This window comes from Agarivorans sp. 2_MG-2023 (assembly GCF_030548085.1).
Taxonomy (GTDB): Bacteria; Pseudomonadota; Gammaproteobacteria; order Enterobacterales; family Celerinatantimonadaceae; genus Agarivorans.
Genome location: NZ_JAUORQ010000002.1, coordinates 462,075 through 487,460 on the forward strand (window position 1 = coordinate 462,075; position 25,386 = coordinate 487,460).

Here is a 25,386-nt window from a genome sequence, read left to right on the forward strand (position 1 = left end):
AAATTCTTGCGTGTAACAACGTACTGGAGCGATCTTCGTCTCCAGTAAACTGTCATGTGTTTTTAAGTGTTCTTTGTCAGCGAAAGGCGGGGCGTTGTGCACTACCTGTGCGTTGCTCGGTGTCCCAATTGGGAGCAATCCATGTTGCTGCATCTGAGGCAGCAAGCGGTGTATTGCCTAAAATAGCGTCTGCGACTTTCTCGGCGACCATAATGGTAGGAGCATTAAGGTTACCGTTAGGGATGGTTGGGAATACTGAAGAATCTACCACCCGTAAACCAGCAATGCCCTTTACCTGACAATGCTGATTAAGCACCGCCATTGGGTCGTTATCAGCGCCCATTTTGCAGCTACAAGAAGGGTGATAGGCACTTTCTACATTTTGCCTTACCCAAGCATCTATCTCTTCATCGCTATCAATATCTACGCCCGGTTGAATCTCTTCACCGCGGTAGTCATCCATGGCTGGCTGTGCCAAAATCTCGCGGCTTAAACGGATACAGTCGCGCCAATCTTGTTTATCTTGCGCGGTACTGATGTAGTTAAATTCGATGCTTGGTTTGCCATGTGGGTCGGCAGAAGTCACTCGAATGCGGCCACGACTTTGCGGTTTATTTGGCCCAACATGTAACTGAAAACCATGCCCGTCAAACGCTGCTTGCCCGTCGTAACGCATAGCCGCAGGCAAAAAGTGATACTGAATATTCGGCCACTTTAAGCCTGCTCGCGAACGAATAAAGGCGCAGGACTCAAAGTGATTAGTCGCCCCTAAGCCATCTTTTAATAGTATCCAGCGGGTGCCAATCAAACCTTTGCTAATTAGCCCCAGCTTACTGTTGAGGGTAATCGCTTGGCGACAAGCATACTGAAAATACACTTCTAGATGGTCTTGCAAATTCTCACCCACGCCAGGTAAGTCATGCTCTAGGGCAATACCAGCATCTTTTAGCACCGCTTTGGGGCCAATGCCAGACAGCTGCAATAGCTGTGGTGAGCCAACAGAACCCGCCGACAATATCACCTCGCTGTTGGCATAAATCGATTGAATTTTTCCACCGACTTCAATTTCAACACCTACCGCACGCTTGTCTTTTAGCAGCACTTTGCGGGTCACCACACCTTGTTTTACGCTAAGGTTTTTACGCTTGTTGGCGCTACGTAAATAAGCATTAGAACTTGAGGCGCGTACGCCTTTGTCTACGGTCATATGCATTGGGCCAAAACCCTCTTGCTGGTAACCGTTGTAGTCGTTGGTTTTTGGGTAGCCTGCTTGCTGCCCTGCATCAATAAAGGCTTGGTAAAGCGGGTTCAGGGTCATGTTATTGCCATTACACGTGGCTAGTGGGCCATCGCCACCTCGGTAGGCATCTTCGCCACCGTTCCACGATTCCGCACGACGAAAATACGGCAAGCACTCTTGGTAACTCCAGCCAGCAGCGCCTTGCTCTACCCACTCATCAAAATCGCAAGCATGGCCACGCACATATACCATGCCGTTAATCGATGAGCTGCCGCCCAGCACTCGCCCTCTAGGGCAATGTAAGCGGCGATTATCTATGCCTGCTTCTGGCTGGCTTTCAAACTGCCAGGCATATTTATCACTGTTCATGGGGTAAGACAGCGCAGTCGGCATTTGAATGAAAATACTGCTATCACTGCCACCAGCTTCAAGCAGTAAAACCGAGTGCTTGCCCGAGGCACTTAAGCGGTTGGCTAATACACAGCCCGCAGAACCCGCGCCAACAATAATGTAATCATACTTGGTGTTCATTTCTTTCCCTGACGTTCCAACCAATAAGGTGTGCGATTTCCTAGGCCTAACATAACCACTGTATTTGGCTTACTCGTAAGGACACTCAAGATCACCCAGCTCAATCAACACACTCTTGTTTTGAGTGTAATGATTAAGTGTTTCAATACCGTTTTCTCTGCCAATGCCCGATTGCTTGTAACCGCCCACTGGCATTTCTGCTGGCGAGCCACCCCAAGTATTTACCCAACAAATACCGGCTTCTATTTGCGCAATCACCCGATGGGCACGTGATAGGTTTTGGGTAAACAAACCCGCGGCTAAGCCATATTGGGTAGCATTGGCGCGCTTAACCACTTCATCTTCATCACTAAAACGTAGAATCGACATTACTGGGCCAAAGATCTCTTCTTGCACTTGCGGCATGTCGTCACTGCAATCGGCAAAAATGGTGGGCTGTACAAAATAGCCTTTGTCTAAGCCATTGGCGGTTTCGCGTTCGCCACCGCATATCAGGCGTGCACCAGATTGCTTACCCGCCTCAATAAAACCCAGCACCTTGTGCATGTGTTCTTCAGAGATAAGTGCGCCAATTTGTGTCGCCATATTGCTGGGATCGCCAATCTGCAACTTGCTTGTTCGGTGGGCAATTTGCTCAACAAATTGCTCATAAATAGCATCATGTACAAATACCCGCGTACCGTTAGTACATACTTCACCTTGGGTATAAAAGTTGGCGAGCATGGCAGCCGATACCGCGTTGTCTAACTTAGCATCGTCAAACACAATCAATGGCGATTTTCCGCCCAGTTCCATGGTGATGTCTTTAAGGGTGCCGGCTGCATCGGCCATCACTTTTTTGCCGGTGCCAGATTCACCCGTGAAAGACACTTTGGCAATATCGGCATGGCGAGAGAGCATTTGGCCAACGCGGTAGTCACCTTGCACCACGTTAAATACGCCGTCTGGTAGGCCTGCTTCGGTAAAGATCTCAGCTAATTTTAATACTGATAAAGGCGTTTCTTCAGAGGGTTTAAACACCATAGCGTTACCAGCGGCTAATGCTGGGGCAGATTTCCACATGGCGATTTGAATAGGATAATTCCATGCGCCAATACCGGCGCAAACACCTAGCGGCTCACGGCGCGTATAAAAAAATTGGCCATGGCCTAGGTCTTGTTGCTGGCCTTGAATAGCCGCCGCTAGCCCCGCGTAATATTCAATCACATCGGCGCCTGTCACAATATCCACTTCAATAGCTTCTTGAATGGGCTTGCCGGTATCTTTTACCTCTAGCTCTGCTAGCTCGTTGTTACGTTCGCGCAATATAGCAACTGCACGCATCATAATGCGGCCTCGCTCCATGCCGCTCATCGCCGACCACACTTTAAAGCCCTGTTGCGCCGAGGCAACCGCACGGTCTACATCATCAGCCGATGCTTGGCCAACTTCCGCTAATGGCTCACCAGTGGCAGGATTAGCCGTAATAAACGTGTCAACTGATGTGGCATCAGTTGCCTGACCATGGATGTAAAGAGACTTCATTTTCATCAAAATGCCTTGATAATTAATAGTGATTGCATGGTTAAAGCGTTAGCTCAAGTATGGCGCGAGCTGTTTTTCGAGATAATCGGAAATGATTTTTTGCGCGTTTTCTGGAGAAATACCATCGGGATTTAGCGCGCCCCGTAGCCAAATGCCGTCAATTAAGGCAGCAATACCCTGTGCCACAAACAGCGCTTGCTCGGTGGGTAAGGCTTGTTTTAGTTCATAACGAAGATGCGACAACAAGCGGCGCTCGTTAACCCGCTGTAATCGGTGTAAATCGCTGTCGTGCATCGCCTGCGCCCAAAAGGCCAACCAGGTTTTTACCACTTTGCTTTCTACTTGGTAGCCATCAAAATTAGCTGCCACAATCGCCATAACCCTAGCGGTAACGTTATTAGGGTCTGCGGCTTGTAAGTGCGCAATAGACGTAGCAGATAATCGGCGTAACACGGTGCGCATGGTTTCTTCTAATAAACCATGCTTGCCACCAAAATAGTGGTGAATGATCCCTGAAGACACCCCCGCTTTTTTACTGATTAAGGTAACGCTAGCGCCCGATAACCCCACCTCGTCAATCACCGCCATAGTGGCTTCTACAAGTTGCGGTCGGCGTATTTCGGGCATTCCTACTTTTGGCATATTGTTACTTAAATGTTTCTTAATTGAACGTGCAATTAAAAATAAATTTACAGCAATTTAAATAAAAGTCAAAGTTTGCTCAGTGTGTTCAAGGGCAGGCGGGGTGGCTTTCATGGCTGATTTACAGCGAATTTGGCAACGGCTTTTACTCGCAGCCAAACAAGCCAAAAACAGAGGTTTAAAGCGCCAAAATAAGAAGTGGGAATGATTTCTATTTAGTTATTTCAAGTAGATAGCGAAGTAATTGCCGAATGAGAGACCGGCCCCAGATAAGCGCTACACAACCGAAAAACACCAGCAACTAGCCACGCTTAGCCCAGCTAAAAATAAATACATCTTCACAAAAAAATAATTTGTAAGAAGCGCCTAAAAGATCAAAAACCAAGGTAACAAGGGCTGAGGTTGCTTGCTAAAACAGCAGCCCTAGCGCCAGTAAAGGTGCCGTAACCACTCAGTTCAAAATGCCCTTTTTATGCATCTCATTAAGAATGGTCTCGGTTTTCTTTCTAAAAAGATCGCGCAATAAACGCACCGTAGGCGTAATAGATTGACGACTAGGGCAGACTAACCATAGCTCGGTAGGGGTGGCTTGGTATTGCGGCATAACACTCAATACTCGGCCGGCTAATAAGTCGCGCGACATATCAAGACAAGACTTAACGGCAATGCCCTTGCCTGCCACACACCAGCGCCTGACTAAGTCACCGTCATTAGATGCTCGGTTACCTTTTAGCTTCACTTTGTGCTTTTGCTGGCCATCGTCAAACTGCCATTCGTCTTGCAAAATATCGTGTAGTTGATACAGCAGAACGTTGTGTTCAATTAGCTTCTCTGGCCCGCTAGGTGTGCCATGTTCAGCTATGTATTCGGGGCTTGCACATACCAACCTGGGTACATCACAAATCTTAAAGCCATACATGTTGGCATCATTCGGTGAGCCGTAACGCAGCGCCATATCTACCGAGTCACGATAAAAATCAATGTTGCTGTCACTAATGCTGCTGCGCAACTCCACCTTGGGGTACTCAAGTAAAAATTCATCTAACCAAGGGGTAATTAGGTTTCGACCTAAATCAGACGACAGAGAGATTCGAATTTCGCCATCAATAATGCCTAAGTCTTCGCGCATATTTAACTTGGCCTGCTCAAGCATTTTTAAAGCTTGCTGGCACTGCGGCAAATAACGTTCACCCGCAGACGACAAACGAAGGTGGCGAGTGGTGCGTATAAATAGTTCTGCGCCCAGTGATGCCTCAACTCTTTTTACTGCCGCACTGGCCGTGGCGGTACGCATATCTAAATTAGTGGCCGCTGCAGTAATACTGCGAAACTCCGCCACTTTTAAAATCACCTGCAAATCTTCAAGAAGCATACTGTCTACCAGAATTTGATAATCAACTATTTATTGTATCGATATTAGCAGCTAATCAAGTCAATACAGCAACAAGAGCTAAGGCAATAAGCCCGCTTAGCAGAATAACCCTCAATTATTATCAATTAATATTTGATAATAATTCAAATTAAAGCCTGTTTTTCATTGTTAATTTCACCACTACTATACATCCATACCAACAAGGCACTGCAACCGCAGCGCAAAATTAAACAACTGAGGAATACCCTATGACTACATTAACTATCGTTGCAAACATTGTTGCCAATGCAGACAAAATTGAATTGGTAAAAGCAGAACTACTAAAACTGATTGAGATTACCCGCGCCGAAGAAGGCTGCATTAACTACGACCTTCACCAAGACAACGAAAACCCAGCGCACTTCACTTTTTACGAAAACTGGACCTCGCGTGAACTTTGGCAAGCACACATGGGCAACCAACATTTAGCCGATTACATGGCTACCACCGACGGAGCAGTAGCTAGCTTCACCCTAAACGAAATGACAAAAATCGCCTAAACGGCACACCTACATTTTAAATACGACACACCAAGCCCTGTATTAGTGGGGCTTAAAAGGAAAGAGGCTTCACATGAAAAAGCTAAGCACATTATTGGCACTAAGCACCGCATTGCTCATTAACACCGCACAAGCAGCCAACATAGAAGTGGTTGCGCAGCTAGAGGGCACTCGCCCAGGTAACATTACCGTTACCCCACAAGGCCGCACCTTTTTATCTATGCAGCCCCTAGATGCGCCAGAGTTTAGAGTGGTTGAGCTAATGAAAGACGGCTCAACCCAGCCCTACCCCACTCAAGATTGGGCAAACGGCCCCGAGAAGGGCGAAGTCGGCTTTTCGTCGGTGATTGGCATCGACAGCACTAAAGATGGCGTAGTGTGGATTCTGGATATGGGCAGCGCCGACTCACCCGCCCAAATTGTTGCCTGGAACAGCGTAAACAACACCCTGTTCAAACGTATCGAGATAAGCAAAGACGTAATGGTAGGCAACTCTTTCCTACAAGACTTCGCCTTAGATACCCAGCGCCAGCAAATGTACATTGCTGATACCAGCTTAGGAAACCTATACGGCGAAGCGGCGCCAGCCTTTGTGGTGGTTGATTTGGTGACTGGCGAATCTCGCCGCGTACTGCAATCACATAAAACACTATTATCGCCAGAACATGAAGTGCGAATAGATAACGCGCCAATGGCCACCAAACGTGAAAACGGTAATGTAGATGCGCTGTACCTAGGCTTAAACCCAATCACTATTGATGCCAACAACCAGTGGTTATATTTTGGCTCGGTAAACGGTAGCGCTATTTACCGCATTCCCGCTCAAGCCTTAGCGAATGAAAAGCTAAGTGCTGACAAGCTTGGCCAAAGTATCGAGTTCTTTAGTGAAAAGCGCCCAAGCGATGGCATGATTATCTCTGACAACGGTGATATTTATGTGGGCGACATTGAGAAAAATGCCATTGGCATTGCCAACCAAAATGGTTACAAGCTCTTTGCACAAGACGACAAACTATTGTCTTGGGCCGATGGTTTCTCAATCCAAAATGGCTATTTGTACGTAACTCAAAACTCGCTGCACCTCCACCCTGCTTTCAACCAAGGTGAAGAAGGTTCAAGCAAGCCTTACCATGTGTTGCGCATCAAGTTAGATTAGAAGAATGAATAGACAAGATATGAAGTGGTCTTCGTATCTTGTCGCTTTTAGAGAGTTCGAATCATACTAGTGGAAAAAGAGTACCGCTGCCTAGTACTAGTTGTTACGTGGGTACATTCTTATTTTTCTAGCTTTGAAATGGATAAACGACTTGGCATGAATTTACTTACGTAATAACAACCAGCCTCAGAAAATAGACGAGGGAAACATAACTTTTTATCTTTCCCTACTGCTACCTGATGAGTTTCCTCAGCCCAAAACTCAAATTGAATACTGCTATCACCCATAACGACCTCGTTTAAAACTCCCGGCGTAAAAGGTTTATAAAGCTCAAGCTTATCTACCACTAAGTTTTTAGAGTTAACAAGGCTTACGTACAAAGTTTCTTCGTAGGGAGAGTCATTGCTGGTTAGCCAAAGACTCTCACCATTAGCAAGCTTAAACCCCTTCTCTACCAGCACACCCGGTAAAAAAAATTGCTGTTTAGAACCCTCCAAACTAAGTACTAAACCGCTCTCTTCTTCTCGTATCAGATAATCATGTATTTCTTGCATATTCCATTCTCACCTTTCTTGCTAAGGTACGAGGCTTAACGACTCAGATTGCTTCTAATAAATGGGTAATTCAACTTTGAACGATTACGTTGAAATCACCTGACTAAGGCCTTTGGATAAGGGTGATTTGGGTTTGTTTTTAAGAGCGGGATACCAAATAACTAAGAACAAAAAAGCCTTATAAGCTATGAGCCTTTTTCACTAAGCTAATGCAGCTACTTACCTTGTTGCATACTCTTCAGTATTTCCTGTATCTCTTGCTCAACTTCCAGCTTTACTGCTTTCAAGCTTTGTTGAGCATCGTACTGAAACTGAATAAATGCTTGGTATGTTTTAGAAGATGTGAGTTTTAGAACAAGTAGCCCACAAACTAAAGTAAATACCTGCAATAAAGCTCGTACCTTGTCCTCAAAGGGGTCGTAAGTTAGCCATAAGGGCAGTGAGACAATAATCACAGTTAAAACATACAGTTGCAATAACTTTTTACACCTAAAAGAGCCTCGGGTAATTCGAAAGTTAATCACACAAAATATAACCATAAATATCGCTCCGACTCCCCAAACAAGCTCAGGAGCAATGTCTAACATCCCCCAATTTCCCATGCTTGAACCAAAAAAGATCATCGTAAGCAAAGTGACAAGTAAGAAACAAAGCGTCGAAGCTAAAGGAGGAAACCAGCTAATAAGTTCTTCGTCATTCAAGTTTTTTTCAGTCACTCAATTGCCGCCAATTATTGATTTATTCAACTTACTATCGCCTCGAAAACTATTGAGATAGTGCTACGATTACTTCTTCGAAAAACTAGAGACACATAACCGTCCCTAATGAACTAAAGCCCGGCGCCTTTATTTACTTTTAACTCATTAACATGATATACCTCTGAATTATCGAGTTAAAGCCTTAAAAGATGAAGTAAGAAAAGTTAAAACCATATGATAAAACGCGGTTAGCCATGCCTTTAAGTCAGCTTATTTATGAATCACTGCTCTTAATTACCTGTTTTCTACTGGTCATCAATTGGGCTGTGGCTACCATCACCTTTAGGAAGATAACCGTTGACTACCTGAACAAAATAAACCGCTCAGGGGAAAGAAGTACTAGCAACCAGATTACCGGCTACGCGTTTGACATAGTTGCTGAAGATATTAAACGGCGTAGAGGCTCCAGCAATTATTTACCCATACATCACCTTCGCCCAAAAGATATAAAACTCGCTTGGTACTTCCAGATATCATCTTTGCTTATTTTCCTACTTGCTGTGCTTATTTGTTATTTCGAAGAGTAGGCCACAACTTGGTAACAAAGCTTATTTTCAAACAACTCAATAATTGATTTTGCATTGATAATACAGCAGTATAAATACTCTAATTGATAGAGAGCGGCTTAGAGTATGACGGTAAATTTCGCTAACAAGATTCTCGGTACTCGGCCCTACCCAGCTAAGCCAGAGCTTAATGCCGACTTAAAGAAATTTGAGAGCGATCGAGGCCGAATCATTAACAGCGCTGCGGTTCGGCGATTGCAGCAAAAGACCCAAGTATTCCCCTTAGAGCGCAACGCTGCAGTGCGCAGTCGCCTTACCCACTCTTTAGAAGTACAGCAAGTGGGTCGCTATATTTCTCAGCTCATTTGTGAAGCCTTAGTTGACGAAAAAGATCGCTACCAACTCAAAGGGCTAGAACGGCAATTAGAAAGCATTGTTGAAATGTCCTGTTTAATGCACGACATAGGCAACCCGCCCTTTGGTCACTTTGGTGAAGAAGCCTTAATTGATTGGCTAAGCAAAAACCTCAATAGCCTTTACCAAAGCTCTCAAGCAACAGAGTTAAACGAAGACCAGAACAAAAAACCGAAACAAACTCTGCCAGAAGCCATTCACCGAGACTTAGTCAGCTTCGAGGGCAACGCCCAAGGCATTCGGCTTATTCACTCCTTATTAAAGCTCAACCTCACCTACTCGCAAGCCTCTGGCATACTCAAATACACTCGTTGCGGAACAGAAGTTAAACCAGAAAAAAGCGCTCCCTTTAGTTACTTAAAAAAGAAAGTGGGTTATTACCTTAGCGAGAAAAACTACATTCAAGACATTCGCAATAGCTTAGACATAGACCAATACTGCCGCTCGCCCTTTTCTTACATTATGGAAGCGGCCGATGATGTGTCTTACGGCATCGCCGATTTAGAAGATGCCATAGAAAAAGGCGTGCTAAGCGTAGATGAGCTAAAAATCGCCTTAACAGAAAAATTCGCAAGTTTAGCCGCATCACTGCCAGAAGCAGAGCAGGCAACCATGAGCAAGATGCTAGATAAAGCCTCTACGCGCGGGCACGAAAGCAACAGCATGTTTTTTGTATTTTTAAGGGTAGAGGTAAACCAACGCTTGCCCGAACATGCCAAAAACCAGTTTGTAGCAAACTTAGAAGCCGTTTACCAAGGCAGCTTAAACCGTGCGCTTATCGAAGATGGCAGCGTAAACCACCACATTGTAGAAACCTTTAAAAGCGTCGCGCTAGAACGTTGCTTTTGCCACCCAGAGGTAGAAGCCCGCGAGCTACAAGGCTACCAAATCATCTCTGGTTTAATGGCTTGTTACCAACCACTGTTAACACTAAGCCAAGGCCAGTTTGAATACTTGGTAGATAACACAAAACCCAAAGAAAAAAGCTCTGCTTACATACAGCGCCTATTCAAAAAGCTACCGGCTAAGCATTTAGCTGCCTATCAAAAAGCCATGACGGAAGAGCCAGTGAGTAATGAGTTTGGCAACGGGCAATGCCGGGAGTTTTACTACCGCACGCGGCTGATTATTGACTATATCAGCGGCATGACCGACCAATACGCCTACGACGAGTTTAGAGCGTTTAATGTGATAAGTGATTTTTAGGCAAATAAGCGGGCTTTCAAATTGCACTAACTTGAAGCTTAAATTTTGTAGTTAACCAAAAGAATTAGAGATGCTAGAAAAAATAATAAAAATTGAAAACATCAAGCAATGGCAACACAAGCGAGCATTGTCTCAAGGGTTTGATAAGCTGAATCTAATCTACGGGCGTAATGGTTCAGGAAAATCTACGTTAAGTAAGCTATTTAACTTCATCAACGAAAACAACAAAGCGGCGATAGATGCACTCAAACCTTTAGAGTCTGATGGTTTACCTGCTCTCTCTCTTCGAGTAGGCGGTGCAAACGTAACACTAAACTCGCTTCAAACGCCGTTCAATTTCCAAGTATTCAATCAAGAATTCATTGATAGTAACCTTTATATTCCTAATGCTAAAGATCGTAGTCAACTCACTAATTATTATGAGTTTTCATTAGGTAAAGTATCAGTATTAAAGGAACAAGACATTGATACGCTTAAAGCAGAAATTGACGCTATCAACATTCAGCTAAGCCCAATTGACACGCGACTTACTACGAAATTTCCCAGCAAAACAGTTGCTAAAATCCGTGAGATAAAAGCTACTCCTAACGCTAATACTGAGATTGCAAGTCTTGAAGCTCAAATACAAGATTTGAAAAGTGTAGAACACTACAAGAGTCGTAAAAAGCTTTCTCCCTTGACACTGACTAGGCCAGATATAGATATAAGCGTCTTCACACTGAACATTGAGAGTCTTTCAAAAGAAGCACAAGAAAAAGTCGAGTTGCACATTACTAATAATCTTAAAGAGCGTGATGTTATGTGGCTTGAAACTGGCACTCAACTGGTAAACGAATCAGATAATTGCCCTTTTTGCGCTCAACCTCTTGCAAACTCCAATATCTTTAGTTTGTATCAGGACTTCATTAGTGAATCGTACACCATGGCTAGTGATAAGTTCGAGCTTGATAGTGACCAGTTCGAATTAGATGTAAGAGCGATTGGTTGTAACATTGAAGACTTAACAGCTCTAGTAAAATCCAATAATGAGATTATCAAAACTTGGTCAGATCGTATCAAAGGCTCCAATCCTCAATATGACTTTAAAGACCTTGATTCTTTATCAACATCAATCGAACTTGAGTGTGTCAACCTGATCAATGAGAAGAAAAAAGACTTATTGTTAGAAACTGATTTCACCAAGTTCAATCAACTATTCGATAGTATTTTTGATGGGTTTGATTTCTCAGCATATAACAGTGAAGTGCAAGAATTTAACGAACAAGTTACTAAGTTTTTGAATGAATTAGCAACAGGTTCAACTCAAACTCTCAAAGCCAAGATCGACAGCATTAAAGAAACCCAGAAGCGTTTCGAGACAGAAGTAGTTGACGATTTGGTTAATCACAAATCTCTGTCTGATGACAAAAAAGACAAGACTAAGAAAATCAAAGAGCTAAAAGAAGAAATTGATAAAGATCAGGAAGATAGCATTAAAGAGCATAAAGATTCTATTAACCTGTTATTGAAAAACTTTCACTCAATGATAAGAGTCAAAGAGCTTGATAAAGACAATAAAGGTAAAGGCGGTTCAACTCGTCTTAAGTATGTAATAACCTTTATCGACAAAGAGCTTTCAGTTGAAAATGTGGACGATAACAAACACATTTTTGAGCGCGTTCTGAGTATCGGTGATAGATCTTCTCTCGCTCTAGCATTCTTCTTATCTAAGTTTTCCAAGGCTAATTGCGACAATTCTATCGTTGTTTTAGACGACCCTATGTCGTCATTAGATAACTATCGCAAAGACGCAACTATCGTTGAGATCGAAAAGCTGATTAACAACAGCTATCAAACCATCGTATTTAGTCACGATCCATTCTTCTTATCTGAAATTCAGAAACACTCGATATTATCTCAACATACTAAGTGCTTTGAGATTGATGTATCGTATAAAAAATCAGATCCTCATAAGGCTAACAGCTCTCAATATATATCGAGTCAAATGATAGAAAGAAGCAACTATGATTCTCATGTCCTTCACTCGTACCACAAAGAATATAACAAACTCTATGACTTTGTTGCTGACGCTAAAGATGAATCAAAGGTTGAAATTGCTCGTTCTATTCGCCCTATTTTAGAAGCTCACTTACGCTTCTTATACCCTAGGGAATTTAATGAGGGGGTTTGGTTAGGTGATATGATTTCGATGATTCGAGATGAGACAGATCCAACTAGTCACTTCTTCGATACGCATAATCGAATAAGCCAAATCACTAAAATTAATGAATTTTCTAAGGCGTTTCATCACGCAGAAGGTTTTAATACTAAGATTCAAAGCTTAGATCTACAAACAGTTCAATCATATGCTCAAGAAACGCTGCAATTCATCACTGGTATATGAAGAGCAAATCAGTTTCCCTTGAATAACTAAGGTCAAAGTAACTTTAAATTCTATTGCTTAGACTCTCTATCGGCTAACAAAAAAGGCGAAGCATCGCTGCTTCGCCTTTCCTATTAATCCATATCCTTAAACGTGCAAACAGGCTCACCAATTGTTGTTTCGGTAAGCTGAATACGGCAATCCAAGTAATAAGAGATTAAATCTAAAGTCACTTCTAAACCATCAGCGGTAAATGTTGGAGAAAGGTAGTCTATAGCCGCAACATCTGTTGTTACGTCTACGGTATTACCTTGTTGGTCGGTGTACTTACATAGAGTTTTAGAAACATCTGCATTCTCTAGCCGTAGAGTGATACATGGCTGCTCTTCTGTGTTGTATCTCATGTAGGTCACGGTTTCGCTCCCTACAATGCCAACAACTTCGTCCCTTACTTGCAAAGATTTATTGTCTTGGGTGCAAGCCGCGCCAGAAAATAATACTAAGCTAAGTGTTATGGTTTTTAATAGGTGTTTCATGGCGTAACCTGAGCTGTTGAAGTACTAGAAATTGAATTGGCAAATTTGCTTCGAGCTTTAAATCGTTCGTGAGGTACTGAAGCCCATTTAGAACGGTCACTAAATAACAACTTCAAGGCTGCTATGTCTCCTTGAGCTAAAGGCTTTTGTAAAAACTTACGCGTTGTACCCGAATAATCTCCCCGATAAGTTAAATCAATAAATAGCTCTAATAAAGAACCAGGCAAAGTCCCCCAATCAACAGTGCCATAAGCCGCAACCGTATCAGTTTTTTTGCATATACGAAGTACTGTTTTCTCCTTCTCTCCATATGCAATATTAAACAGTGCAAGTTGAATTTTGGGGCTGACTTCAAAGTCTAAAAGGTCGTTAGTGATGATGAAGTCTTTCGCTGCCTTTCCTTTCAATCTAGCACCTGCTGCTACTTTCATCGCCTCTGCAGAGCCAATGCCAGCTTTCATTAGCTGGGAAGCTACCAAGCTAGACGACTTATCTTTCATGTCGTACCCTCGACCTATTGTTAAGCCAGAGTTGGTACTTGGAACATGAAGTAATCGGCTATGGAATAGCCCTCCTTCGTGTCCCTCTGCCGCCCAAGTTAATAAACCTTTTTTAGGCGCTGTAAGCGATTGAACTGTAAATCCAGTTTTAAGGTGCTCTACCAATTTCTTAAAAGTACCGCCACCTACAGAAACCAATCTATCGGGCTTAGCCATTCGTACAACTTTTTTCTGAAATTCTTCTAACAACCCCAAAGTTGCAGCATCGATACTACCATTCATAGGTAACACAGTTTTTTTAGTTTTTCGTGCGTACGGATTTAACAACGCTTTGATCAGATAAACATCAGAGGAAGAGTTCTTGCCTCGTTCTCCCACAGAGCCATTCATTAGTAACGAAATCAAGAGTTAGTCCTAAGTATCTTATTAATAGCAGTTATTCTGACAAACTACTCATTACTATTGATGCAGTCAACAATAATTTAATCAAGTCATAAAAAACATCTGACGAAACCAAACAGACACAAAAAAAGCGAAGCATCGCTGCTTCGCTTTCTACCATAACACACTGAAAAGGTTTCGATTTTTACTCTTGGTACGCTTCCATTGGCAGGCAAGCACAAAAGAGGTTCCTATCCCCATACACATCATCAATGCGGTTTACCGTCGGCCAGAATTTGTTTTGCTTAACCGCTTCACATGGGAACACGGCTAGCTCGCGGCTGTAGTTGTGGGTCCACTGGGCGTCGGTTAGGTCATCTAGCGTATGCGGGGCAAATACTAGTGGGTTGTCTTGCAGGGTCCACTCGCCGGTTTCTACTTTGGCTATCTCGGCGCGTATCGATAACATCGCATCAATAAAGCGGTCGATTTCGGCCAGCGATTCCGACTCGGTTGGCTCTACCATTAAGGTGCCCGCTACTGGGAAGCTCATGGTTGGCGCGTGGAAGCCATAATCGTTTAGGCGTTTGGCTACGTCCATTTCGGTAATGCCGGTCGCTTCTTTAAGTGGGCGCATATCAATAATACATTCGTGCGCTACGCGGCCGTTTTGTCCGCTATATAAAATAGGGAAGCCTTGGCTTAAACGGCTAGCTAAGTAGTTAGCGTTTAGAATGGCGATTTCTGATGATTGGCGTAGCCCTTGGTTACCCAACATGGCGACGTACATCCAACTAATTGGCAAGATAGACGCACTGCCATAAGGCGCTGCCGATACCGCGGCGTTAGCATGGCTGGCTTTGCCATTGCTTACTACGCTGTGGCCAGCTACAAATGGTGCCAAATGGGCTTTAACGCCGATTGGTCCCATACCTGGGCCACCGCCACCGTGTGGAATAGCAAAGGTTTTGTGTAGGTTTAAGTGGCTTACGTCTGAGCCAATAAAGCCCGGTGAAGTAATGCCCACTTGAGCGTTCATGTTGGCGCCGTCCATATATACTTGGCCGCCGTTGTCATGAACAATGTCGCAAATCTCTTTAATGGTTTCTTCGTATACGCCGTGAGTACTTGGGTAGGTAATCATCACACATGAAAGCTGCTCGGCTAGCTCTTCCGCTTTGCTGCGCATGTCGGCCATGTCTACGTTGCCCTCTTTGTCACAAGCTACCACCACCACTTTTAAGTTAGCCATTTGTGCCGAGGCAGGGTTAGTACCGTGCGCCGAGCTTGGAATTAAACAAATGTTACGGTGATGGTCGCCACGGCTAGCATGGTATTTTTGAATCGCCAGCAAGCCCGCGTATTCGCCTTGCGCGCCCGAGTTAGGCTGCATACAAATAGAATCGTAACCAGTGATGTTTACTAGCCAGTCTTCTAGCTGGCTAATCATGGCGTGGTAGCCTTGTGCTTGGTCACTTGGGCAGAAGGGGTGCATGCTTGAGAATTCTGGCCAAGTTACCGGGATCATCTCGGCGGTGGCGTTTAGCTTCATGGTGCATGAGCCTAGCGAGATCATTGAATGATTAAGCGCTAAATCTTTACCCTCTAGCTTACGAATATAACGTAATACGTCGGTTTCGCTGCGGTAACGGTTAAATACTTCGTGCTCTAGAATTGGCGTATCACGCAATAGCGTTTCTGGTATGCAGGTTTCGCCCTTCACAATGTCATCTAAACGCGCCGCGTCTAAGCCGTGGCCTTCGCCAAGCAGCACGGTGAATAAATCGTTTACGTCTGCAGCCGTAGTGGTTTCATCTAAGCTAAGTGCCACTGCGCCTTCTAAATCCATACGCAAGTTAATGCCTAGTGCTTCGCTGCGCGCTTTAACTGCGTCTTTGTCGCTCACTTTAATGCTTAGAGTATCAAAGTATTGCGCGTGCTCTGGGCTTAAGCCTTTGGCATCTAGGCCATGGGCAAGTATGGCGGTTAAACGGTGAATGCGTTGGGCAATGGTGCGCAAGCCATCTGGGCCGTGGAATACCGCGTAAAACGAGGCCATGTTGGCTAGCAATACTTGCGCAGTACAAATGTTTGAGTTGGCTTTTTCGCGGCGAATATGTTGCTCGCGGGTTTGTAGCGCCATACGCAATGCTGGCTTGCCGCGGCGATCTTTAGATACACCAATAATCCGACCCGGTAGTGAACGTTTGTAAGCATCACGCGTAGCAAAAAATGCCGCATGTGGCCCACCATAACCCATTGGTACACCAAAGCGTTGGGCACAACCTAGCACTACGTCGGCACCCATCGCACCCGGTGATTTAAGCATTACCAAGGCCATAATGTCGGCAGCAATTGCCACAATGCCTTTATTGCTATGTACTTGTTCGATTAGCTCGCTTAAATCGCGTACACGGCCTGTGGTGCCGGGGTATTGCAACAAGGCGCCAAATACATTGTGTTCAACCACGCTTTCGGCTGGGCCTACTTCAATATCAAAACCAAAAAAGTCAGCGCGCTCTTTTACTACGTCGATGGTTTGTGGGTGCACATCGTCGGCAATAAAGTAGAGGTTACATTTTTTGTTTTTAGAGACACGTTTAGCCAAGGCCATCGCTTCGGCCGCTGCGGTGGCTTCATCTAATAAGGATGCGCTAGCTAGCTCTAAGCCGGTTAGGTCCAAGGTTAACTGTTGGAAGTTAAGCAGTGCTTCTAAGCGGCCTTGAGCAATCTCTGGTTGGTAAGGCGTATACGCGGTGTACCAACCTGGGTTTTCAAATACGTTACGCAAAATAACATGCGGTACATGAGTATTGTGGTAACCCATGCCTATGTAACTGCGGTAAACCTTGTTTTGTTTCGCTAACTTGCGCAGCGCCGCTAGGGCTTGTTGCTCGGTAAGGCTGTCGCCAATATTCAGGCCTTCGCTTAAGCGAATTTGCTCTGGCACTGTTTGCTCTATAAGTTGCTCTACAGAGTTTAAGCCAAGCTGCTGGAGCATGGTGTTAACTTCGGCTTGATCGGGGCCAATGTGGCGGCGAATAAAGTCTTGGTTTTGCTCTAATTCGCTTAAAGGCAAAGAGGGGTTCATTGAACGATTCCTGTATTACTGAAACAAAGTGCGTTGCGTTGTTTGTTAGCTATTTTTATTGCTGTGTTTTAAGGTTTTACAGATAAAAAAAGCGCCCCGACCAGCGGAGCGCATTATTCATCAAAGCTTATTCATCTTCTTCGATGGTGGCGGCGTAATCTTCGGCCGAGAGCAAATTCTCTAGCTCGGCTTCGTCGCTCACTTTTACTTTAAACATCCAACCATCGCCATAAGCATCGCTGTTTACTAACTCTGGTGAATCTTCTAAGTCTTCGTTAATTTCTACCACTTCGCCGCTTACTGGTGCGTAGATGTCTGAGGCCGCTTTAACTGATTCTGCTACTGCGCAATCGTCGCCAGCATCAATGTCGTCGCCTACGTCTGGCAAATCGATAAACACCATGTCGCCAAGCAGCTCTTGAGCGTGCTCGCTAATGCCAACGGTGTATACACCGTCACCTTCTGAACGTACCCATTCGTGAGTACTGGCATAACGCAGTTCGGCAGGGATAGTAGCCATAATTCCTTTCCTCTATAAGTTCTTACTTAAGGTTTTAATTTAAAGTTAAATCTACAAATAAAATTCTGTTCTTTTGGCTTACACTTTGGCGCCATTACGCACAAATACAGGTTTTACTACTTTCACTTTAACCTGTTTTTTGCGCATTTCCACTAAGGCTTCATCTACATCGCAATTGGCGATACGCGCTAGCGCAATACTTTGGCCTAAAGTAGGAGAAAAAGTGCCGCTGGTCACTATACCTGGCAGGGCTTCACCGTATTCATTCACTACAGTAACCGCTTGGCCGGCGCGCATTACGCCTTTGGTTTCCATAACTAAACCCACCAGCTTATCGGTGCCTTCGGCTTTTTGTGCCTCGAGTGCTTGGCGACCAATAAAGTCGCGGTCTTCGGGTGCCCATGCAATGGTCCACGCCATGTTGGCCGCCAATGGTGAAATGCTTTCATCCATATCTTGACCATAAAGGTTCATACCCGCTTCTAAACGTAGGGTATCGCGCGCGCCTAAACCACAAGGTTGCACACCTTGCGCTTCTAGCGCTTTCCAAAGAGCTACTGCTTTATCTTGAGGAACTACAATTTCGTAGCCTTGTTCGCCGGTATAACCAGTAGTGGCAATAAATAGATCGTCAGCTTGAACACCAAAGAAAGGCTTCATGCCTTCAATTGCTGTGTTTTGCTCGGCGTTAATAACCTTGGCGGTTAACGCTTTAGCTTGTGGGCCTTGCACAGCAATCATTGCCAACTCTGGGCGCTCGGTAATGCTTACTGTGTAGTCGGCAGCCACTTGATTAATCCAGGCTAAGTCTTTTTCGCGAGTAGCAGAGTTAACCACCAAGCGGTAGTCTGTTTCGCTGAAGAAGTAAGTAATGAGGTCGTCAATCACTCCGCCTTCGTGATTTAACATGCCGCCATAGAGGGCTTTACCTTTTACGGTAAGTTTGGCGACATCGTTAGCCAGTAATTTACGAAGGAAGGCTTGGGCTTGCTCGCCCTGCACATCAACAATGGTCATGTGGGACACATCAAACATGCCCGCAGCTTGGCGAACAGCGTGGTGTTCTTCAATTTGCGAGCCGTAGTTAATCGGCATTTCCCAGCCGTGAAAATCAACCAGTTTGGCACCTGCATCTAAGTGCGCTTGATGAAGTACAGTTTGCTGTGTCATGTGCTGTTCCCTTTATTATGAGGGCGCGAAGGACAATCACCTTCTGCCAATGCTGAACAATTATAGCCAGATACCGACAACAAGAAAGTCTTAATCACAAGTTGAACTAATCCATGAGCTATACAATTCGCTTACATTTGCTCAACAGCGCAATGACAAGAATCGCTTAGCAAAGCCAAAAATCAGTAAAAAACACCAATAAACGCACAACACAACGCGTGTTTACGCTAGCTTAGACCAAGAAATTCGACTTTAGCCACTAATCACAAGGCAAAGGAAAAACAAGCAATCATTAGTTAAACTAATCCACATTAAAAAAATCTATAAAAATAAATCACTCGTTTGAGTGAATCACTTGTACAGCAATAACAAGCCTAGCAAGGTTTAAACACCAGAGTTTTATGTAACACGCTCCTGCAGACGTTTATGTTACAACTGCACGAAAAGATTCCCTCATGTTGCCCGTCAACGCTGCGATCCACAGTGCTTATCTAAAAGCACAACGCTGGCCAGCGCCTAAAAAGGCATATTGACCACACTATACAAAGCCTCTCTCTCGCAAACGCTGTCGCACCAACATATTGCCACTGTTCAAAATAGTAACGAAAACGAGCACATTTAACGCGTTGCTTAACTGCAGGTATTTAGATGGCACAGCCTGCTTATAAGGCCTTTAATAAACATCACCTTTTTATGATTTAGATCAATAATAAAAATCGAGTTTATTAACTAGATTTAAAATAAGGAAATTATTAAAGGGAATTAAAGTGATTTCGTTGAATAAGCTAAAAAGCAAAACCGGATTAATATTCACATCCCCCAAGCTAGACATCTCCTTAAAATATAATCAGGCAAAGAATGAAGGACCGTTTTATGCCAGATTCACACTCTCATTTTTTAAAGAAGTAACAAGACGGCATCCTAGAATGCCTATATTTGGCCGAATGACCAGAGGAGTCGCAGTGTGTAAATTAGATGCTGATTACGACTCATACTTTAACTCTCTTGAAAGCTCAGCACGTAGAAACGTAAGAAAAGCATTACGCAAGGGCTACTCCTTCGAATCCATTAACTACAATGATCACCTTGATGACATCTATGAAATTCGCTGTTCAACCAGCATTCGTCAAGGAGTGATGGACGCCAATTATGTTAATGAAAAACCCAAGCCCAACGCCGATCCCAAGCCAAACAATGGCTCACATAACTATCCCTATTTCGGCGTTTTTGATAGCAACAGAAAGTTAGTCGCTTATGCTGGCTGCATTGTTGCGGGAGAGCTATTAGAGCTGTCGCATTATTTTGGACACAGAGATTACCAAAGTGATGGCATTGTACCTTTACTGATTACCGAGATTGCAAAAAGAAGCATCGAAGGCTATTCGGGGGTTAAATATTTTGTATATGGTTCATATGTAAATTCATCCGAAACATTGGCTCGGTTTAAAAAGAAATTAATGTTCAAGCCTTATCATGTTCACTGGATACTAAATGAATGAAACAATTTATATATTCACTCGATACCAATAACGTCACACCTGCAGAAATCAATACCTCATTCAAAAGCAACATGGTGATGATTGATAGTTTTGGGTCATTTATTAAAAATGCCAAAATGTTGAGTAGTCATTTTGGCGCAGGCAAGGAACTGTTTAAACTTCTGTTAAAGATCTCTTTAAAAAGAAGTTCGATGTATTGTTCTGGTACACCTAAAACGCTTCATAGCCATGGAGTGATTACTTATGGTCGATGCAAACACTACCCTGTGGACGTTACCGATGCGGTTATTGGGCCGGTATTTACTCACCCAAATATGCGCGGTCAAGGGCTTGCAACTCAGGCATTGGTTTTTGCAACGCTCCACATCAACGCTAACAGCCAATCTAGAAGGATTATTATAGACACCAGTGAAGACAATTATGGGATGCAAACAGCGATAAAAAGAGCCGGGTTTACTGGCCCTATAAAGGAGTTTCAGCGCAACGATAGTTAAGCAGCAATGCCCAGACCATGCAGCCAGCCTAATTTATGGAGCATTGTCAGCCTAGGTTTCAGCTAGAATTTTTTCAGCGTAGCCAACGCGAACCCGAATATTGAAAATAATGGGGTAGCCGTAGGTTCAACTCAGCCGTTTGTGTTGCCTTAATGTTTGCATTAACGAATGTAAAAGTTCTATGTCTTGCGAAGGCATGCTCATCATTTCATCCATCAGTTTTAGCACGCTAGCAGGCACCGCTATTTGTCCACCTTGCTGCCTGTCTATCTCGTCTACCGGAAAAAACTGCAAAATACTCACATCTAGCACTTTGCCCATTCTAAATAGATCAGACACGGTGAATTGGCTACTTTGAGCTCTATCCATTTTGCTGTAAAAGGCGGTTTTACCTATGCCCGCTTTATCGGCCAAGGCGCTTTTGGTGATTTGATTGTGCACCATGTAGGCCTCTACCCGCTCGATTAACATCATTCGAAAACGCTGTTCATCTTCGCCAAAAAACTCAAAACCTTGGGTATTTAACTCGGCCATGCATTTCTCCTTTAATCTCAGCATTAAGCATATTTCATATTATGAAAATTAGCATGCTTTAGTTTTCATATTTTGAACTACAGCTAATTTATAGTTGGTTGTGTTGAAACCTAAACACACGTTAATGCCGCTTAAGGACAGTGCAGCAAACCCAAGGGCGAGAAGCAACCCTAAAACCAAAAGGTGAAATTATTATGCGAACCACAACATTTAAAACTCATATTATTGCTGCGGTAGCTGCCGCCCTATTAAGCTCAGCCAATATAAGTGCGGCACCTTCAAACCAAGTGCCCTTAACCATTGATACTTGGCAGCAGCAGCGCGCCGAAGGTTTAGTTAACCTACCATCTATTACTCCCAATTTATTGGCGGTAAATGCTCAAGATAGTTTTAAGATTGACCATCAGAAACGTCATTACGGCTTACATGAGATTGAATCTGTTGAGCGTTTAATCAAGCACCCTGCAGTGGCAAGCATTGTAGTAATGAGCAAAGACGGTGATGTAATGCTAGAACATTACCGAGACACAGATCGCTCAACCATTTTCTCTAACCAATCGTCCACTAAATCAATGGGTTATATCTTGCTAAGCCGAGCACTTAACGCTAAGAAAGTTAAGCTAGATGACAAGGTAGAAAACTACTTACCCAATATTGGCAAGGGCTTTAAAGGTCGCACAGTAGCTGATGTAGCTAATATGGCCGTTAACCATAATATCTCTGAATTAGCCGCATACACCGGTGACCCAGAAGCTTTAGAGATGTTCGATAACGACGAACGTGTGATTGGCCTGCAGCGTAACGATCAACGCCAGACCCTACGCCAGTTTACCAGTGAAATAGAAGCCATGGGGCCAAGTAACCAATGGAGCGGTAAACAAGCTAATTACGCCACCGTGAATACCAATGTTTTGATGCTGATTCTTGAAGCCGCTACCAATACTCCAGCAGATCAATTAGTCCGCGAATTAATGCATGAGATAGGCGGAGAAAAGACCGTGTACATGGGCACCGATTTTGAAGGCGTACCAATGATTGGTGCATCCATGATGAGTGCCACACTAGACTTTGCACGCTATGGCCGCTTGTTAATTGAAGATGTAGACGCTGCTAAGCAAGACATTAAACAAGCAAGTAAAAACGGTGAAGTGGTACCGGCCGAACTGACCGCCATTGAGTCGCGTTATTACAAGTCAGCAATCATGAATCAATACGGTGTGGGTCATAGTGGTTGGGGTGGTCAGCTTATCTGGGCAGATCCAGAGTCTAGTACTATTATCGCGATAAACAGCCGCGTAGCCAGTGAATTACCAGCCCCTTACGATCACTTTAACAAGCTTTACCAAGCTAGCTACGACATCATCGACTTACTGCGTAAACAGCAATAAGCAGAGCTAAAGCTGAGCTGTTAAGTTAGCTAGCTTTATTCAGCGATGCTCGAGTGGGTAAATCTCCGGCTAACCCTAAAGCTCGACGCATCGCTTGTTGCTTAAGAGGTTCGGCTTTATCCACCAAGCTCATACCCACTCCGCGCAGCAATTTAAGTGCGGGGTTGGTATTACCAAACAAACGCTTAAAAAATTCCATTGAAGCAATCATTTGACTGGCTTCACTTTTACGCCAGCGCTCAAAGTGGCGCAGGTTGTTGTACTCACCAATGCTTTTGCCCGCTTGCTGTAAGGCTATTAGCTCTTGGGCTAAGGCAGCGGCATCCATCAAACCAAGGTTAACGCCTTGTCCCGCTAAGGGGTGAATAGTATGAGCGGCATCGCCAATTAAGGCATAACCTTTACCGGCGAAATCACGCGCATAACGCATTCGAAGTGGGAAACCCGCTATATCGCCAAGGCGCTCACACAAGCCTAGGCGATTATCAAAGGCCATAGTGAGCTGCTTATTAAATTCGCTTTCAGACATGGCTTGTAGCTCTGCCGCTCTGTCGGGTGATACCGACCAAACAATTGAGCAGGTATGGCTATCGCTTAACGGTAAAAAGGCTAAAGGCCCTTCGGGAGTAAACACTTGTCTGGCGCAATCTTGATGCGGCTCGGCGGTTTTAATGCTAGCCACAATGGCAGTGTGCTGGTAATCCCAGTAGGTGAGTGGCACATCTAATTGCTGACGCAGCCAAGAGTTAGCGCCATCGGCGGCCACCAGCAGTTTACAACTTACACCTTGACCATTTGCAAAGCTTAACCATGATTCGCTATCGCCACGGTGTAGTTTGTCTACCCCCTGCTCAACAATCGTTACGTTGCTTTGCTGGCTAACTTGCTGCCACAGAGCATGGCGAATAATGTCGTTCTCAACAATATGGCCAATATTCGGTACTAATAGCTGTTCCGCTTGAAAACGGATGTTCGCGAAGCTGTCTTGCTCCCAGACCTGCATGTCGTTATAAGGCGCAACACGCTGCTGAACAATACTGCTCCAAACGTCTAACGATTCTAAAAATTGCTGCGACGATAAGCTAATCGCGCTCACCCGCAAACTGTATTGGTTTAACTCAGGTTGTTGTGAGGGTTTAGGCTCTACAATGGCAATACGCAAGGGGCTGTCGGCCAATGCACTCGCTAAGGCTAAGCCAACCATTCCACCACCAATAATTGCTATGTCTACTGCTTGCATATGCCTGCCTTTACGCCAATTAACGAGAGAATAAACCTAAGCTTTGTTTGGCTAACAAAGACTTAAAGCTTGGGAAGAGTTGCATGGCCATTAAGCCCACATTACGTGGAACAACCGAGCTTTTATCGCTACTGGCGAATAAGCTGGCGAGGCTTGAGGTCATTGAAATGGTACGTTCTATATCTGCTTGGCGCTGCTGCTGATAGGCATCGAGCATAGCGTGTGCGCCTAAATCTTGCTCTTTATGCCACTGTTCTAAAATCAACGGTGCTAAAGCGGCTACGTCGCGCAAACCTAGGTTAAAACCTTGCCCTGCGATGGGGTGTAAGCTGTGGGCGGCGTTGCCTAAAATTAACATCCGGTGGGCAAAGAAACGCTGGTAGTAACGCAGCACCAGTGGGTAAGTAACACGAGCGCCTACGCCAACAAAACGCCCTGCGCGGTAACCAAAAGCCTGCTGTAGCTCGGCTAAAAAGGCATCTTCGTCAAGGTTTTGTAGCTGCTTGGCTTGCTCAGCATCAACCGACCATACCACCGACCAACGCTGGTTAGTCATGGGCAATAACGCTAATGGGCCATTATCGGTAAAACGCTCAAAGGCACGACCAGCTAACGCTTGCTCTGCTTGCACATTGGCTATCAATGCAAACTTAGCAAAATCATGTTGCTGCTGAGTACCTATCTTCTTACCGACTAAGGAATCGGCACCGTCAGCACCAACCAGTAAGCTTGCAGTGATGCTTTGCTGATTATCCAGCTCAACAATCACCTGCTGTTGTTGTTGCTCAATGCTTTTTACTTTATGCGGGCAAAATAGCGTTATTTGTTCGCGTTCGGCCAACAGTTGATGAAACTCTCGCCCGGCGTGTTCAAGCTCTATCACTTGGCCTAAGGCACGCAATTGGTATTCATCAGCGTCGAGGGTTGTCCAGCCGCAATGGCCACGATCAGAGACATGAATATGTTCAATAGCGCAGCTATGGGGAGCCAGTGATTGCCATAGGTTTTGCTGCTTAAGCCAACGCTCTGAGCCCGCCGACAAGGCAATGGCTCGTCCATCAAAACCAGGGTGTTGACCAAAGTTGAGCTCTGCGGCCTCTATCACTGCTATTCGCAGAGGCTTAACGCCGCTCTCTTGATTGCTGAGTGCTAAAGCTAAGCTGGCACCAGCCATGCCAGCGCCAACAATCGCAATGTCGAAATGCTCAAGCTTGGATTGCGGCATTACA

Annotated in this window: 21 protein-coding genes; 7 read left to right on the top strand and 14 right to left on the bottom strand. The window is 44.5% G+C overall.

Going from position 1 to position 25,386, the window contains the following annotated elements; translation table 11 throughout:
• Positions 1-76 precede the first annotated feature (76 nt).
• From betA to Q4549_RS04790, 4 genes are all read right to left on the bottom strand, one after another.
• On the bottom strand, positions 77-1,771 hold the full coding sequence (gene betA, locus Q4549_RS04775) for a choline dehydrogenase (RefSeq protein ID WP_303548885.1): 1,695 nt from the start codon (positions 1,769-1,771) through the stop codon (positions 77-79).
• Positions 1,772-1,840: 69 nt separating this feature from the next.
• On the bottom strand, positions 1,841-3,295 hold the full coding sequence (betB, locus tag Q4549_RS04780) for a betaine-aldehyde dehydrogenase (RefSeq protein ID WP_303549706.1): 1,455 nt from the start codon (positions 3,293-3,295) through the stop codon (positions 1,841-1,843).
• 48 nt (positions 3,296-3,343) lie between these two features.
• Positions 3,344-3,937 carry a transcriptional regulator BetI gene (gene betI / locus Q4549_RS04785; protein ID WP_303548882.1) on the bottom strand — a complete coding sequence of 198 codons (594 nt, stop codon included), beginning with the start codon at positions 3,935-3,937 and terminating at the stop codon, positions 3,344-3,346.
• Between the two features lie 451 nt (positions 3,938-4,388).
• The gene (locus tag Q4549_RS04790) at positions 4,389-5,309 is read right to left on the bottom strand and encodes a LysR family transcriptional regulator (RefSeq protein WP_303548880.1); all 921 of its coding nucleotides are present in this window, start codon (positions 5,307-5,309) and stop codon (positions 4,389-4,391) included.
• A gap of 248 nt (positions 5,310-5,557) precedes the next feature.
• Here Q4549_RS04790 and Q4549_RS04795 point away from each other — a divergent pair, with 248 nt between their 5' ends.
• The gene (locus tag Q4549_RS04795) at positions 5,558-5,848 is read left to right on the top strand and encodes a putative quinol monooxygenase (protein ID WP_303548877.1); all 291 of its coding nucleotides are present in this window, start codon (positions 5,558-5,560) and stop codon (positions 5,846-5,848) included.
• A 73-nt stretch (positions 5,849-5,921) separates the two neighbouring features.
• Positions 5,922-7,004 carry an L-dopachrome tautomerase-related protein gene (locus tag Q4549_RS04800; protein WP_303548874.1) on the top strand — a complete coding sequence of 361 codons (1,083 nt, stop codon included), beginning with the start codon at positions 5,922-5,924 and terminating at the stop codon, positions 7,002-7,004.
• Between the two features lie 119 nt (positions 7,005-7,123).
• Here Q4549_RS04800 and Q4549_RS04805 read toward each other — a convergent pair whose 3' ends face one another.
• Positions 7,124-7,558 (bottom strand): hypothetical protein, encoded by a 435-nt coding sequence (locus Q4549_RS04805; RefSeq protein ID WP_303548872.1) that lies wholly within the window; start codon positions 7,556-7,558, stop codon positions 7,124-7,126.
• 215 nt (positions 7,559-7,773) lie between these two features.
• Positions 7,774-8,274: a hypothetical protein gene (locus Q4549_RS04810; RefSeq protein ID WP_303548869.1), complete on the bottom strand. Its 501-nt coding sequence runs from the start codon at positions 8,272-8,274 to the stop codon at positions 7,774-7,776.
• 674 nt (positions 8,275-8,948) lie between these two features.
• On the opposite strand from Q4549_RS04810, the gene dgt reads away from it, so the two are divergent.
• Positions 8,949-10,442 (top strand): dGTPase, encoded by a 1,494-nt coding sequence (gene dgt, locus Q4549_RS04815; RefSeq protein ID WP_303548867.1) that lies wholly within the window; start codon positions 8,949-8,951, stop codon positions 10,440-10,442.
• A gap of 70 nt (positions 10,443-10,512) precedes the next feature.
• Positions 10,513-12,825, top strand: coding sequence for an AAA family ATPase (locus Q4549_RS04820; RefSeq protein ID WP_303548863.1), 2,313 nt, complete (start codon positions 10,513-10,515; stop codon positions 12,823-12,825).
• 113 nt (positions 12,826-12,938) lie between these two features.
• Here the strand turns inward: Q4549_RS04820 and Q4549_RS04825 are convergent, their stop codons facing one another.
• The 5 genes from Q4549_RS04825 to gcvT all read right to left on the bottom strand — a co-directional run bounded on the left by Q4549_RS04825 (position 12,939) and on the right by gcvT (position 19,002).
• Positions 12,939-13,340 (bottom strand): hypothetical protein, encoded by a 402-nt coding sequence (locus Q4549_RS04825; protein WP_303548860.1) that lies wholly within the window; start codon positions 13,338-13,340, stop codon positions 12,939-12,941.
• Positions 13,337-14,245 carry a hypothetical protein gene (locus Q4549_RS04830; RefSeq protein WP_303548857.1) on the bottom strand — a complete coding sequence of 303 codons (909 nt, stop codon included), beginning with the start codon at positions 14,243-14,245 and terminating at the stop codon, positions 13,337-13,339. Before Q4549_RS04830 ends, Q4549_RS04825 begins: the two co-directional genes overlap by 4 nt.
• Positions 14,246-14,426: 181 nt before the next feature.
• Entirely contained in the window at positions 14,427-17,312 is a 2,886-nt protein-coding gene (gene gcvP, locus Q4549_RS04835; protein WP_303548854.1) for an aminomethyl-transferring glycine dehydrogenase, read from the bottom strand.
• A gap of 127 nt (positions 17,313-17,439) precedes the next feature.
• Positions 17,440-17,832, bottom strand: coding sequence for a glycine cleavage system protein GcvH (gene gcvH, locus Q4549_RS04840; protein ID WP_303548851.1), 393 nt, complete (start codon positions 17,830-17,832; stop codon positions 17,440-17,442).
• 78 nt (positions 17,833-17,910) lie between these two features.
• Positions 17,911-19,002 carry a glycine cleavage system aminomethyltransferase GcvT gene (gene gcvT / locus Q4549_RS04845; protein ID WP_303548849.1) on the bottom strand — a complete coding sequence of 364 codons (1,092 nt, stop codon included), beginning with the start codon at positions 19,000-19,002 and terminating at the stop codon, positions 17,911-17,913.
• A gap of 776 nt (positions 19,003-19,778) precedes the next feature.
• Here gcvT and Q4549_RS04850 point away from each other — a divergent pair.
• Entirely contained in the window at positions 19,779-20,501 is a 723-nt protein-coding gene (locus Q4549_RS04850; protein WP_303548846.1) for a hypothetical protein, read from the top strand.
• Positions 20,498-20,995 (top strand): GNAT family N-acetyltransferase, encoded by a 498-nt coding sequence (locus tag Q4549_RS04855; RefSeq protein WP_303548844.1) that lies wholly within the window; start codon positions 20,498-20,500, stop codon positions 20,993-20,995. The genes Q4549_RS04850 and Q4549_RS04855 overlap by 4 nt, the downstream gene beginning before the upstream one ends.
• Before the next feature lie 126 nt (positions 20,996-21,121).
• Here the strand turns inward: Q4549_RS04855 and Q4549_RS04860 are convergent, their stop codons facing one another.
• Positions 21,122-21,529, bottom strand: a complete 408-nt coding sequence (locus Q4549_RS04860) for an XRE family transcriptional regulator (RefSeq protein ID WP_303548841.1) — start codon at positions 21,527-21,529, stop codon at positions 21,122-21,124.
• A 194-nt stretch (positions 21,530-21,723) separates the two neighbouring features.
• Here Q4549_RS04860 and Q4549_RS04865 point away from each other — a divergent pair, with 194 nt between their 5' ends.
• The gene (locus tag Q4549_RS04865; protein ID WP_303548839.1) at positions 21,724-22,917 is read left to right on the top strand and encodes a serine hydrolase domain-containing protein; all 1,194 of its coding nucleotides are present in this window, start codon (positions 21,724-21,726) and stop codon (positions 22,915-22,917) included.
• A gap of 25 nt (positions 22,918-22,942) precedes the next feature.
• On the opposite strand, the gene Q4549_RS04870 is transcribed toward Q4549_RS04865, so the two are convergent.
• The gene (locus Q4549_RS04870; RefSeq protein ID WP_303548836.1) at positions 22,943-24,157 is read right to left on the bottom strand and encodes an FAD-dependent monooxygenase; all 1,215 of its coding nucleotides are present in this window, start codon (positions 24,155-24,157) and stop codon (positions 22,943-22,945) included.
• Positions 24,158-24,176: 19 nt separating this feature from the next.
• Positions 24,177-25,382 carry a 2-octaprenyl-6-methoxyphenyl hydroxylase gene (gene ubiH / locus Q4549_RS04875; protein ID WP_303548834.1) on the bottom strand — a complete coding sequence of 402 codons (1,206 nt, stop codon included), beginning with the start codon at positions 25,380-25,382 and terminating at the stop codon, positions 24,177-24,179.
• Positions 25,383-25,386: the final 4 nt, after the last annotated feature.

What these genes read in the sequence shown, in the direction of transcription:
- betA (WP_303548885.1), bottom strand. Translation starts at nt 1,771, where the DNA reads ATGAACACCAAGTATGATTACATTATTGTTGGCGCGGGTTCTGCGGGC.
- betB (WP_303549706.1), bottom strand. Translation starts at nt 3,295, where the DNA reads ATGAAGTCTCTTTACATCCATGGTCAGGCAACTGATGCCACATCAGTT.
- betI (WP_303548882.1), bottom strand. Translation starts at nt 3,937, where the DNA reads ATGCCAAAAGTAGGAATGCCCGAAATACGCCGACCGCAACTTGTAGAA.
- Q4549_RS04790 (WP_303548880.1), bottom strand. Translation starts at nt 5,309, where the DNA reads ATGCTTCTTGAAGATTTGCAGGTGATTTTAAAAGTGGCGGAGTTTCGC.
- Q4549_RS04795 (WP_303548877.1), top strand. Translation starts at nt 5,558, where the DNA reads ATGACTACATTAACTATCGTTGCAAACATTGTTGCCAATGCAGACAAA.
- Q4549_RS04800 (WP_303548874.1), top strand. Translation starts at nt 5,922, where the DNA reads ATGAAAAAGCTAAGCACATTATTGGCACTAAGCACCGCATTGCTCATT.
- Q4549_RS04805 (WP_303548872.1), bottom strand. Translation starts at nt 7,558, where the DNA reads ATGCAAGAAATACATGATTATCTGATACGAGAAGAAGAGAGCGGTTTA.
- dgt (WP_303548867.1), top strand. Translation starts at nt 8,949, where the DNA reads ATGACGGTAAATTTCGCTAACAAGATTCTCGGTACTCGGCCCTACCCA.
- Q4549_RS04820 (WP_303548863.1), top strand. Translation starts at nt 10,513, where the DNA reads ATGCTAGAAAAAATAATAAAAATTGAAAACATCAAGCAATGGCAACAC.
- Q4549_RS04825 (WP_303548860.1), bottom strand. Translation starts at nt 13,340, where the DNA reads ATGAAACACCTATTAAAAACCATAACACTTAGCTTAGTATTATTTTCT.
- gcvP (WP_303548854.1), bottom strand. Translation starts at nt 17,312, where the DNA reads ATGAACCCCTCTTTGCCTTTAAGCGAATTAGAGCAAAACCAAGACTTT.
- gcvH (WP_303548851.1), bottom strand. Translation starts at nt 17,832, where the DNA reads ATGGCTACTATCCCTGCCGAACTGCGTTATGCCAGTACTCACGAATGG.
- gcvT (WP_303548849.1), bottom strand. Translation starts at nt 19,002, where the DNA reads ATGACACAGCAAACTGTACTTCATCAAGCGCACTTAGATGCAGGTGCC.
- Q4549_RS04855 (WP_303548844.1), top strand. Translation starts at nt 20,498, where the DNA reads ATGAAACAATTTATATATTCACTCGATACCAATAACGTCACACCTGCA.
- Q4549_RS04860 (WP_303548841.1), bottom strand. Translation starts at nt 21,529, where the DNA reads ATGGCCGAGTTAAATACCCAAGGTTTTGAGTTTTTTGGCGAAGATGAA.
- Q4549_RS04865 (WP_303548839.1), top strand. Translation starts at nt 21,724, where the DNA reads ATGCGAACCACAACATTTAAAACTCATATTATTGCTGCGGTAGCTGCC.
- Q4549_RS04870 (WP_303548836.1), bottom strand. Translation starts at nt 24,157, where the DNA reads ATGCAAGCAGTAGACATAGCAATTATTGGTGGTGGAATGGTTGGCTTA.
- ubiH (WP_303548834.1), bottom strand. Translation starts at nt 25,382, where the DNA reads ATGCCGCAATCCAAGCTTGAGCATTTCGACATTGCGATTGTTGGCGCT.